This is a genomic window from Providencia sp. AGC89 (assembly GCF_053543535.1).
Genome location: NZ_JBIXLP010000062.1, coordinates 45612 through 57461 on the forward strand (window position 1 = coordinate 45612; position 11850 = coordinate 57461).

10 protein-coding genes are annotated in these 11850 nt (G+C 37.2%); 4 read left to right on the forward strand and 6 right to left on the reverse strand.

Going from position 1 to position 11850, the window contains the following annotated elements; all coding sequences use genetic code 11:
- Positions 1-125: 125 nt before the first annotated feature.
- Positions 126-725 carry a nitroreductase family protein gene (locus ACIPUA_RS11600; RefSeq protein ID WP_042846961.1) on the forward strand — a complete coding sequence of 200 codons (600 nt, stop codon included), beginning with the start codon at positions 126-128 and terminating at the stop codon, positions 723-725.
- A 430-nt stretch (positions 726-1155) separates the two neighbouring features.
- Positions 1156-1455 (forward strand): hypothetical protein, encoded by a 300-nt coding sequence (locus tag ACIPUA_RS11605; protein WP_048608407.1) that lies wholly within the window; start codon positions 1156-1158, stop codon positions 1453-1455.
- Between the two features lie 204 nt (positions 1456-1659).
- Here the strand turns inward: ACIPUA_RS11605 and ACIPUA_RS11610 are convergent, their stop codons facing one another.
- Together ACIPUA_RS11610 and mak are read right to left on the reverse strand one after the other, a co-directional pair.
- Positions 1660-3609, reverse strand: coding sequence for a bifunctional 2',3'-cyclic-nucleotide 2'-phosphodiesterase/3'-nucleotidase (locus ACIPUA_RS11610; protein ID WP_042846963.1), 1950 nt, complete (start codon positions 3607-3609; stop codon positions 1660-1662).
- A gap of 607 nt (positions 3610-4216) precedes the next feature.
- On the reverse strand, positions 4217-5122 hold the full coding sequence (gene mak / locus ACIPUA_RS11615; RefSeq protein WP_042847028.1) for a fructokinase: 906 nt from the start codon (positions 5120-5122) through the stop codon (positions 4217-4219).
- Between the two features lie 189 nt (positions 5123-5311).
- Here mak and rdgC point away from each other — a divergent pair, with 189 nt between their 5' ends.
- Both rdgC and ACIPUA_RS11625 read left to right on the forward strand, forming a co-directional pair.
- Entirely contained in the window at positions 5312-6217 is a 906-nt protein-coding gene (gene rdgC / locus ACIPUA_RS11620) for a recombination-associated protein RdgC (protein WP_071547702.1), read from the forward strand.
- Positions 6218-6456: 239 nt separating this feature from the next.
- Positions 6457-6966 (forward strand): GNAT family N-acetyltransferase, encoded by a 510-nt coding sequence (locus ACIPUA_RS11625; RefSeq protein WP_042846965.1) that lies wholly within the window; start codon positions 6457-6459, stop codon positions 6964-6966.
- 207 nt (positions 6967-7173) lie between these two features.
- On the opposite strand, the gene yedF is transcribed toward ACIPUA_RS11625, so the two are convergent.
- The 4 genes from yedF to exbB form a co-directional block, all read right to left on the reverse strand.
- On the reverse strand, positions 7174-7413 hold the full coding sequence (gene yedF, locus ACIPUA_RS11630; RefSeq protein WP_042846966.1) for a sulfurtransferase-like selenium metabolism protein YedF: 240 nt from the start codon (positions 7411-7413) through the stop codon (positions 7174-7176).
- Positions 7410-8624, reverse strand: coding sequence for a selenium metabolism membrane protein YedE/FdhT (gene yedE / locus ACIPUA_RS11635; protein ID WP_042846967.1), 1215 nt, complete (start codon positions 8622-8624; stop codon positions 7410-7412). Before yedE ends, yedF begins: the two co-directional genes overlap by 4 nt.
- 1616 nt (positions 8625-10240) lie before the next feature.
- Positions 10241-10669 carry a TonB system transport protein ExbD gene (exbD, locus tag ACIPUA_RS11640; protein WP_042846968.1) on the reverse strand — a complete coding sequence of 143 codons (429 nt, stop codon included), beginning with the start codon at positions 10667-10669 and terminating at the stop codon, positions 10241-10243.
- Between the two features lie 5 nt (positions 10670-10674).
- Complete coding sequence (gene exbB / locus ACIPUA_RS11645; protein WP_042846969.1) at positions 10675-11619, reverse strand: tonB-system energizer ExbB; 945 nt, start codon at positions 11617-11619, stop codon at positions 10675-10677.
- Positions 11620-11850 lie beyond the last annotated feature (231 nt).

The window sequence follows — 11850 nt, forward strand, 5'->3', positions numbered from 1 at the left end:
CGTTAAATTTTTTTTCTATGATTTTATCTCTAGCCCGTTATAGTAATAACCATTGAAACAAACTACGGCTTCTTAAATTTATTCCATAATAATGCCGTGCGCTAATGAAAAGCTAGGAGACCAAAATGTCTAATGCATTTATCGAAATGATTAAAAATCGCCGTACTATTTATAACCTTGGCGATGCTTTGCCGGTGTCTGAAGAGCATGTTACAAAATTGATTAAAGAAGCAGTAAAACATTCTCCATCATCCTTTAACTCCCAAACTTCACGTGTTGTGATTTTATTTGGTGCGGAACATAAAAAATTATGGAACATAACTAAAGAAGCATTACGTAAAATTGTTCCTGAACAGGCTTTTGCTGCAACAGAACAAAAAATTGATAGTTTTGCTGCTGGTGCGGGGTCGGTTCTTTTCTTCGAAGATCAAGATATTGTGACTGGTTTACAAGAACAATTCCCATTATATGCAGATAATTTCCCCATTTGGTCTGAACAAGCTAGCGGTATAGCACAATTTGCAGTATGGACGGCATTATCACAAGAAAATATTGGTGCTTCATTACAACACTACAACCCGTTAATTGATAATGATGTGCAAAAAACGTGGAATGTGCCAGCTAACTGGATATTACGTGCACAACTTGTTTTTGGCTCAATTAATGCGCCGGCTGGTGATAAAGACTTTATGGCTGACGAAGTGCGTTTTAAAGTTTTCAAATAATATACAAAACTTTCAAATAACCTTCCTACTGCATATTTTTGTGGGAAGGTTATTTTTCAATCTAATTTAAGTTAATACATTTTCGTCATCATCAGGGATACCTAATAATTCTAAATGTGTCAAAAATATTAAATGGCAACTTAATCCAAACTAACTAGATTTATCAATGATTATTGAAAAACTATTAATAACATTTAACTAAAAGATACATTTTCAATTCTACTCTCCTCCTTCATCTTTCATTGCCTTTTACCCCCCAATTAGAATAAAATACAAAAACACATAATTATCAATCATATATAAAATTCAATAAAAAAACATTCAATATATTCTCATTTTTTATTTTGCATTGCCGATATTTGAACTACACTGAAATAAGAACACAAAAGCACTAATAATAGTGGCTTGTGTTATTAAGGGGGGGTGGACTATGAAATGTTTATCTTTGCTAACATCTGCTATTGCTATAATCCTTTCAAGTTTTTCTTTCACCTATGCTAGTAATAATTATTCAGGAGGTGCAATTACATTTACAGGCTATGTCTATGAACCTCAATGCTCTATAAATATGGAAAGTAAAGAACAAGTCAATATTAAGTGTTATCGAAAAGGAAAAGATATATCAATAACAGGTTCTTTACGTGGAGGCAAAACTGTAGAGTCTGATTATGTTAAAGTCGAATATGACAAAAATACAAAACTACCGATGTTGAATGTTTTTTATGAATAATTTATTTTTAATATTAAAATAGCTCGGAATATTTAATTTAAATACAGTCATAATATTCCGAGCATTATTTATCCAAAATAACAAGTTTGTAAGACTCATTTTATCTAGCAACACTTCAAGCATATTATCTCTATATTAACCAATTTATAAATATAAAAAAGCCCACCAAACGGTAGGCTTAAACTCAGATAACTACTTGAATAATTACTTAGCTGTTAAATCAACTTGGTAAATAGCAAAGCCAATCTCATCAGTACCAACCTGTTTCATTGGGTACTGAGCATTTTCTTTGATAAAGTTTGCTGCTTTTTCACTTGGCGCAGTTTCAAAACGTACATCCAGCTTTTTGTCTGTTTTAATTGGTGTAAATGACCAATTATTAGCCGCCTTGGTAGCGATTTGCCCTTTATCTTTAGACTCTTTAGCGATATATGCAGCTAAAATAGAACGGTTTTCATCAGGGGAAGCAAATGCAATATTATTCTCACCTGTTCCCGCAAATTTACCGCCGTAGCCACGATAGTTATTCGTTGCCACTAAGAAAGTTGCTTTAGGATCAATTGGTTTACCTTGATAGGTTACATTTTTGATTCGGTTAGCATCTTTATTAATCGTTTGGCAATCAACATCATATTTTGCAGGCTGCGTCAGGTCGATTTGGTAATTTACACCGCTGATAGTATCAAAATTATAAGTTCTGAAACCATTCCAATTTAGTAAGCTTTGTGGTGCTGTTGATTGTGGGTCAATTTGATTAAACATCCCCGCAGAACATTCTAACCATTCCACAACATCTGCACCAGTTGCTTTAACAACAACAAGTGTGTTCGGATATAAATATAAATCTGCCGCATTACGGAAGGTTAAATCCCCTTTTTCAACTTCAATAAACTCAGTTGGAGAATTTTTACGTCCACCCGCTTTAAATGGTGCAGCAGCTGCTAAAACAGGTAAATCAGCAAGGTCTGGGTCACCCTGAATAAAGTTTTTGGTGTAATCAACTTGGGCATCGTTAACAATTTGTACAGTTGGGTCACTTTGAACCAACGCTAAATAGCTGTACATATTTTCAGATGCTTTACCGATGTGTTTACCAACAAATTTACGCGTATCTTGGTGTTCTTTATCGATAATTTTAGCGAGAGATTCATCTCGCTCAACAAGGGCTTTCTTATTAGGCTTATCATAAACAGGGCGCGCGTGAGCTGTCGCATCGACAACTTTCCAACCGCCATCATCATTATTTACGACTAAATCAACGACACCTAAATGATCGCCCCATTGACCTGGCATTACCGCAGGTACACCATTGACTGTACCTTTTGTAACGTCAACACCTTTAATATCGCTAAAGTCTTTGCTTGGGAATACACCGTGTGAATGGCCAAACATGATGGCATCGATACCTGGAACTTCACTGAGGTAATACACTGAGTTTTCAGCCATTGCTTTATAAGGCTCTTGAGAGAAGCCTGAGTGAGGAATAGCAACGACTAAATCGGCTCCCTCTTTTTTCATTTGAGGAACAAATTTTTTCGCAGTTTCAGTGATATCATTCACTAAAACCTTACCTTCTAGATTTGGCTTATCCCAAATTAGAATTTGTGGTGGTACAAAGCCGATGTAACCAATTTTGATGGTGTGTGTTTTACCATCCCTATCTTTAACAGGTGTATCAACAATAATGTATGGGTTAAAGTAATTTTCACCTGTTTTTGCATCAATAATATTCGCATTGATGTATGGGAATTTAGCACCTTTAATTGCTTTATGCAGGAAATCTAATCCAAAGTTGAATTCGTGGTTACCAAAATTACCTACTGTGTAACCCATCGTATTTAATAGTTTATGTGCCGGATGCGACTCACCCTCTTTTAAACCTTCGCCAACAATATAGTCAGCCAGTGGACTACCTTGGATTAAGTCTCCGTTATCGACTAATACAGAGTTTGTTGCTTCTTTTTTTGCGGCATTAATCAGTGTTGCCGTACGTACATATCCAAACTGTTCGGTTGGCTTGTCTCTATAATAATCAAAATCAATCAAGTTACTGTGAACATCTGATGTTTCCATCACTCGTAAATCAACCGTTGCGGCATTCGCATTAAATGCGACTAGCATAGCAAGCGTTGAAAGCTTCAATACTTTATTCATGTAATCCCCTTCGTTGCCATTACTGAGAGAAAATCGCCTCTCAAATTTGTATTTTCATCCCGCGCTATTGAACAATTAACAAACAAAAATAGCGTTAAAAATTTACACTATGTGCATAGCATCAATCTTTAATGATAATACACTGCAAACAGTAACCATTTTTTGTGACTAAATCACGGTTTTCATCTTTTTATCAAGCCTGATTTTTATATCGGTCACAAAAATGAATTAATAGTGACAAATTCACATAAAATAATTGAAGTTATTTTGCTGAATCTATTTTTTGAAGAGAAAGAGAACTGTGATTTAAATCACTCCCTATTTTCTATACATAATAGGCATTAAAATATTATTAAATTTGATAAATAAAATAATTAGCCATGTTACCTACGTGACTTAATAAGTATCACAACTTAAATAGTATTTTAATTAACCTAAATTTAATTTAAGTAATATAAAAACTATTTAAATACTGAATTATAATTAATCCTCTAAATTATTTGCTGAAATTTTGCTTTATCGTTAGGCGACAAAAGAGGATAACGTGGGCCATATACTAATGTATATGGCCCGATTCGCAGAGTGTAGCCAATAACACATATTGGAATTAGGCGGAAAATAGCCATGCAGCACCGCGCACGCCACTAGAATCGCCATGCGCGGCTTTACGAATTGGTGTATCGAACTCCCGACCAAATACCCACTGGCGTATTTTTTCAGGCAAATTGACATACAACGCATCCACGTTGCTCATCCCCCCACCTAGCACAATAACATCAGGGTCTAACATGTTAACAGCTTGAGCCAAAGCTTTCGCGAGGCGATTCTGGTAATTTTCAAATGCTTTGATGGCGTGCTTGTTACCATTTTGCGCCAACTGAATAATTTCTATTCCAGTCTTAGATTCTCCAGCTAACTTTTTATAATCAGCGATAAACCCCGTCCCTGAAACAAACTGCTCTGTACAGCCATTTAGCCCACAATAACAATGCTCTTCAGCAATAAATAGCCTATCTTGGTCATCTTGCCAAGGTAGAGGATTATGCCCCCACTCCCCAGCTACACCATTACCGCCAGAGTGAACTTGCCCATTGATTGCCACCCCTGCACCACACCCCGTACCAATGATCACCGCAAAAACAACTTTTCCGCCAGCTCCAGCCCCATCAATCGCTTCTGATACCGCTAAACAATTCGCATCATTAGCAATTTTAACGGGTCGTCCTAGTAATTGACCTAAATCTGCATCAAAAAATTGACCATTTAACCATGTTGAATTGGCATTTTTAACCCTTCCTGTCACGGGGGATAATGTTCCTGGGATCCCAACGCCAACGCTCCCTGACTGCCCTGTCGCAGTTTCCGCATCACTCACTAAACTTGCAATGGCCCTAAGTGTCGCATCATAATCCCCCCTAGGAGTAGGGACCCGCTTACGAAATAGCGTTTCACCGTTATTATCTAGTGCAATCACTTCAATTTTTGTACCACCAAGGTCAATACCTATTCTCATAATGATGCTCTCTAATGTTTTTTTCATTTATCTGGTTATCATGGCTTGTCTTCATCAATATTTTCAAGGCTTAGACATTAAAATTGTGGACGACAAAGCCTAAACACATTTTTTTCGCTTAATAACGGACAATTCGCTATCATAGCCCCTTGCTCTAATTGGCTATTTATCAACAAAGGTAGGTTTTTCATGTGGTTCAAGAATATATTAGTCTATCGCCTGAATCGGGATTTGGCACTCTCCGCTGATGATCTGGAAAAACAGCTTGCCTCACTTGCCTATCACCCTTGTGGCAGCCAAGATATGATGCAAACAGGCTGGGTAGCACCGATGAATGGCGCAGACGCCTTGACCCATGTAGCAGGCAATCAAATTCTCATTTGTGCAAAAAAAGAAGAAAAAATACTGCCATCTCCTGTAATTAAGCAAGAAGTACAGGATAAAATTGAAAAACTAGAAGCAGACCAAGGCCGCAAATTAAAGAAAACAGAAAAAGACGCCTTAAAAGATGAAGTCGTGCATACTCTGCTTCCCCGTGCATTCAGTAAGTTTAGCAAAACCTATATTTGGATCGACACCGTCAATCAATTAATTATTGTTGATGCCGCCAGTGCAAAACGTGCAGAAGACAACCTTGCTTTGTTACGTAAAAGCTTAGGGTCTTTACCCGTAGTTCCACTTACATTTAAAGACCCAATAGAACTCACACTAACCGAATGGGTTCGTTCTGGCTCATTACCACAAGGTTTCGCGGTAATGGATGAAGCAGAACTTAAAGCCATCCTAGAAGAAGGCGGAATTATCCGTTGTAAAAAACAAGATTTAATTTCTGATGAAATTACAACTCATATCGAAGCGGGCAAATTAGTCACTAAGTTAGCGTTAGATTGGGAAGAAAGAATTCAGTTTATGTTATCTGATGATGGCTCACTAAAAAGGTTAAAATTTAGCGATACATTAAAAGGTCAAAACGATGATATTGCGAAAGAAGATTTCGCCCAAAAATTTGATGCGGACTATGTGTTAATGACCGGCGAACTTAGCGCTTTGATCGCCCGTTTAATTGATGTGTTAGGTGGCGAAGCCGAGCACTAATTTTCCTTCAGGTTCCCTTTCATCTCACGGTGGCAACTTATTACCTAACTAAGTTGCCATTTCTTTTTAGACCCTGCTTACATAGCCACAATTAAGTCATTGACTGCTCACTCAATCTCTGGTTGATTAAATTACATCCACACTACCAATTTATTTGATACTTAGTTTGTTAAACAAAAATAATAAATAATAACCTCCATCATTGGAGCTATGGTCAATATTCTATCGAAGGAATTGTTATGAAAGAGCTCATCGAACCTGAAGTGGATGAAAATTCACTGGTCACCTTGCAAAAAATCACTGCTGATAATTTCTCTGAAATTTGCTTACTAAGTCATACCCTTAGTGAAGCACAACGTAATATGGTGGCAGATAATGCTTATTCTATGGTCGAAGCACAATTTTCTAGTTGTGCGTGGTACCGAGGAATTTACGCAGATGATGTCCCTGTTGGCTTTATCATGCTTCACTCTGGTTTAGATGATGATGAATTAGAATATGATGGCATTATGCTGTGGCGCTTTATGATTGCGGAACCCTATCAAAAACTAGGGTTTGGTCGCGAAGCATTACTTCAAGTCATTGCTTATCTAAAAAAGAAAGGCTATCCGCGCCTTTATAACAGTTGTGGCGAAGGGGAGGAAAGCCCATTCGAATTTTACAAAAAGCTCGGTTTTGTCCCTACAGGGGGATATATTGACGATGAGTGTGAATTAGTCCTTGATATTACAAATTGGCAAGAAGATTAACTGAACATCTGTCGATATTTTACTCATAAACCCATCTGCAATTTAAATATTTTAATAAATTGAATGGTAAGTCACTAATATACCTTAAATAATTTGTGCCGTAGCTAGGCGACAAGCGAACCGAACCCTAGGAGCATACAAAAGTATGTGACTAGGGGCGGTGAGAGCGGTCAACAACGCTACAGCGCGAAGTATGACGGGTATCTGTTATTTTTGGATAAGATAACGAATAGTCGGCCCATCCTGTTGAATATCCAACACCGTATAACCATAATTTTTCGCATCTAGTGGGATATTATTAATTGACTGGGGGCAGTCACTTACCACTTCTAAGATTTCACCGCTTTTCAGTGATGGCATAGCCTCTAACGTTGCTACAGCAGGATATGGACAAGGTTCTCCAACCATATCTAAGCGGTAATCAGGGATAATGTCTTTCTTGTTCATACTGCCTCCACGGATGTATTCGATGACTTTTGCTCTCGTTTACGGAAAAAGTGTTTTTCCCATAACAGCATCAGCACAAACGCTACCGCTAATAATGCATAAGTAACCAATAAACCACCTTCTGGCCCAAAAGTTTCTAATAGATTAACTTTATCAAAATCAGTGGCCAACCAAGGGCCCAAATCATCCCAATAATAAGCAAGAACTGTTGCGCCAATAATATTACCGAAGCCAACCCACCAATAATGAACTTGGCCTTCAACAGCACGATACATCCAGCCCGTTTCACAACCACCAGCAAGAACGATACCAAAGCCAAATAATAGACCACCAATTACTGCATTCGGGCCTGCCCATAGGATTTTAGGTGTAGCACCTAATTGTACGTAGCTAAAAATCCCCACGGCACTAACCGCCATGCCGATAATAATTGCTTTCGCCATATGCGTACGCCCCGTGATCCAAAGATCACGAAACGCAGAAGTAAAGCAGATCTGAGCTCGCTCAATTAATAAACCAAAACCTATCCCACATAAAATCGCGAACCCCATCACTGGAGAATCAAGCAACGTATAAAAACCCCAAGCAATGGCTAAAGTAAAAATCACCATACCAAGTTTAAAACGTCTTTTCGCCACATCATGGTTTTGGGTTAGAGGGGATGCAGTATTGACCTTTTTGAGCTTCACGGGGATCCGAAACATTGGCATCAGTGTAAACTTGGCGCCAAAATATGACCCAGCAGCAGTGGCAACGGCAAAGTACCACGCATGTAATGAAAATTGAGGTATCCCAGTAAAGAATGCGGCTAAATTACACCCCATAGCTAAACGAGCCCCAAACCCCGCAATAATACCGCCTAATATTGCTTGGAAAATACGGATTCGGTGTTGAGGCATACGTAATTTGATGTTATTGGCCCAAAGGGCTGCCGCAAAACACCCTGCGAACATACCAATAATCATAACACCATCAATACGGTCTAATGGCGTGCCTTCAAAGCCAATAACTTTAAAATATCCCCAAGTTTCAGGCTCCGCACCAAAAAGTTGCATGACATGTCCGCCCCAGCGAGTGAACTCGCCAGTCACAGCCCAAAATGTGCCCGTTAAGCCAAAATAATAAGTTGATAAGATCCCCGCAGCAATTACTGCAGGTAATGGTTTCCAAAAACCGATGAGATAGTGAGATTTAAAATCAGACCAAGTCATTGTTACTTCCAATTCGTTTCACGCCAGATCCTGGCAGAGAAATTCGCCGTTGTATAATTATCTTTATAAGTAGTTATATCGATACCCCACAGCGAAGAGGCAATATCATACTCTGATAAATTTTTTCGTGAAGCCATTTCATCATAAAACACAGAAAAGGTTGATGCTTCTCATATCTCACCCCCTTAGCTATATCAATTCATTCTTTAGTTAACTTGTATTGTTTTCTTTATGTTATCCCAGAAAGAGATGAGAGCTTAAACTGCGAAATGAATACAAAAAAAAAGCGTTATCGAAATGATAACGCTGGAAGTGTAGTCTTATTTTATCTATAGAGGTGTATAATATGAAATTGCCGTATTACGGCGACGCTTGCTATGCGTAGTCTGTAGTCAGCCCATTTGACTCCAGTAATAACACTTATCTCACTATATAAATACGCCCGCTATTCGAATTATCTAACTAAGTAATTATAGTTATTTTTAAGATAAAGCCTAATAACTTGCTAAATTTAAAATTCAAAAATTAGCGATGGCTTTATTAACCCTAGCGTAAGTAAATTTTAAATAAACATTTCAATATAACAAGGTATTTAAAAGTGTTTCTAAATGTTATTGATTGCATTATAACGTAATACATTTGTTGCGCAAGCATTTTTTTGTTCGAGTCCCTACGTGAAAATAAAAAAACATTCTCATTTTAAATCAATTAGTTATGTAAATTCACAGAAAAACAACAAAATAATAGTCTTATAGTTAAGATATTACAGACAATTTACATTTATTCGTTAAATATATATTTTACATATTTAAAATAATTTCCAATAAATAACTTTAATATTATTTAATCACTACAGATAATTACTTAAATATATTATTTAAGATTTCAAACCCCATATAAACATTAATAATACTTACATATAAAAAAACAAAAGAAATAAGCAGATATACTTATCTGTGTATTTTAAATTTACATAATAAAACTAATAGCTACTATTCCTATGATTAACAATCATTTTTTGTTTTTTTTTAAACAATAAAATGGCCGTAACATATATATGGTTATTGATATTAACAGGTAAAAAAGATAAAAACATAAAACCTTATTAACAAAATGGTTTATTTTTTATTATATATAACTTATCTTTAAAATTGTTTTTAACAAAATAAAAAGCATTTACAACCAGACAAACTCGCATTTTAAAACTAAAAAACCAACTCAATAATCAACATTTCTTATGCGTATTCTAGAAAAATAAAGCTATCACTTACCGTTATCATCAAAAATCAGATGCCAAGCAACACCTATTCATTATAAAATTTAATGTTCCCCCTTATTTTTTTATTACTATAACCAACGCCCCGCCTAAAAATCGGCGAAAAAACATGAAGAACAAACTATAGCCCCATAAATTTGACGAAAAAATAGTGTGAAATAAGAATAAAACGCTTTAAAAATAAGTTAATCACTAAAAAATATGATTAAGCACAAGAGAAATACTATAAAGAGGTTAGCTCAAAACACTACATAGCTATTTTTGAACAATTAATTTTATACATAAAAAAACGCGTTCCATCCCAAAGGATAAAACGCGCCGGAAAGATTTGATGCTCCCCTTATTTAGAAGAGGATGTCGCTTCCATACCAACTAGACCGATTTTTAAATACCCTGATTGGCGTAATGCGTTCATTACATCCATCATAGTTTCATAATCTACACTCTTATCAGCTTGAAAAAAGATTGTTGTATCTTTATTCGCACTAGTGGCTTGGTCAAGCATTGCTGAAAGCTGATCTTTTGATACCGCTTGATCACCAATAAAGAGTTGGTTGTCTGCTTTAACAGTTAGAAATACGGGTTTTTCTGGGCGTGGCTGCGGCTTCGCAGTCGAAGCAGGTAAGTTGACTTTAATATCAACAGTTGCCAACGGTGCCGCAACCATAAAGATAATCAATAAAACTAACATAACGTCAATAAAAGGCGTTACGTTAATTTCATGCATTTCACCACTATCGTCTTGTTCGTCACCTAAACGCATTGCCATAATAATTACCTTGCTTTGCTATTTGCCAGATCGAGATCACGTCCCAATAATAATGCAGATTGAGCAGCGACATCCCCTACTTGACCACGGTAGTTGTTGATCATCCGAGCAAAAATATTATAAATCACAACGGCTGGAATTGCGGCGATAAGACCAATTGCAGTCGCTAGCAATGCTTCTGCTATCCCTGGTGCAACGACGGCAAGGTTAGTGGTCTGTGAGTGAGCAATTCCAATAAAGCTGTTCATGATCCCCCAAACTGTGCCAAATAAACCGACAAATGGAGAGATCGCGCCAATCGTTGCCAAATAACCATTTCCGCGCCCCATATAACGGCTAATTCCAGCGACAGCTCTTTCGAGGCGGAACGAAGTACGCTCTTTAGTCCCTGATAAGTCAGTACTATTGACAGAAAGTGTTCTTTCATTAACAGCTTCATTTAATAGCATACGGGTAACACTATTAGCTTTGAAACCATCTGCAATGCTGACAGCTTCATCAAGTGATTTTACTTCTGCAATCGCTTTGGCTTCTTCTTTTAAGCGGCGACGTGCAACTAAGATTTCTAACCCTTTTGAAAAGAACAGTGCCCAAGTAATAATTGAAGCAATGACTAAACCTATCATCACGGTTTTAACCACATTATCTGCATTTTGGTACATCCCCCAAACAGATAAGTCTTGATCAAACCCGCCAGTTGGTGCCTCTGTTGCCAGCTCAATATTTTCGCTAACCGCTGATGTATTTCCACCTTCCCCTTGAATGGGCTCTGCGGGTACTGATGCAACCTCAGCATTTGGTGCCGTTGTGGTTGGCGTAGCAGAATTTTCTACCGATGGTGTTGAGGATGTATTTTGAGACGCCGCTGGTGTTGTTGCAGGTGTGGTTTCAGCGACTGCCGTCCCCATCAAGCCGAACGCCAATAGAATAGAAGCTGTTAGTTTACGCATCAGTTGGCCTTTACTCTCTTTTTAGTGTTGTATAACAAAATTTATATCGATGATTGTGCCATTCATCGACTAACCATTAAAAGCGAAATTTGACTCGCACTGTCCATTCTTTTCAAAAAGACGCTGCTGATAATATCAAACACAGCGCGAATTGATAGTAATTATCATTAGTATTTGCAATTTTTTTATGTTTTTTTGCTCTTCGACAAAGAAGCCCTCTTCTATGATACG

What these genes read in the sequence shown, in the direction of transcription:
- exbD (WP_042846968.1), bottom strand. Translation starts at nt 10,669, where the DNA reads ATGGCAATGCGTTTAGGTGACGAACAAGACGATAGTGGTGAAATGCAT.
- exbB (WP_042846969.1), bottom strand. Translation starts at nt 11,619, where the DNA reads ATGCGTAAACTAACAGCTTCTATTCTATTGGCGTTCGGCTTGATGGGG.
- ACIPUA_RS11625 (WP_042846965.1), top strand. Translation starts at nt 6,457, where the DNA reads ATGAAAGAGCTCATCGAACCTGAAGTGGATGAAAATTCACTGGTCACC.
- rdgC (WP_071547702.1), top strand. Translation starts at nt 5,312, where the DNA reads ATGTGGTTCAAGAATATATTAGTCTATCGCCTGAATCGGGATTTGGCA.
- mak (WP_042847028.1), bottom strand. Translation starts at nt 5,122, where the DNA reads ATGAGAATAGGTATTGACCTTGGTGGTACAAAAATTGAAGTGATTGCA.
- ACIPUA_RS11610 (WP_042846963.1), bottom strand. Translation starts at nt 3,609, where the DNA reads ATGAATAAAGTATTGAAGCTTTCAACGCTTGCTATGCTAGTCGCATTT.
- yedE (WP_042846967.1), bottom strand. Translation starts at nt 8,624, where the DNA reads ATGACTTGGTCTGATTTTAAATCTCACTATCTCATCGGTTTTTGGAAA.
- yedF (WP_042846966.1), bottom strand. Translation starts at nt 7,413, where the DNA reads ATGAACAAGAAAGACATTATCCCTGATTACCGCTTAGATATGGTTGGA.
- ACIPUA_RS11605 (WP_048608407.1), top strand. Translation starts at nt 1,156, where the DNA reads ATGAAATGTTTATCTTTGCTAACATCTGCTATTGCTATAATCCTTTCA.
- ACIPUA_RS11600 (WP_042846961.1), top strand. Translation starts at nt 126, where the DNA reads ATGTCTAATGCATTTATCGAAATGATTAAAAATCGCCGTACTATTTAT.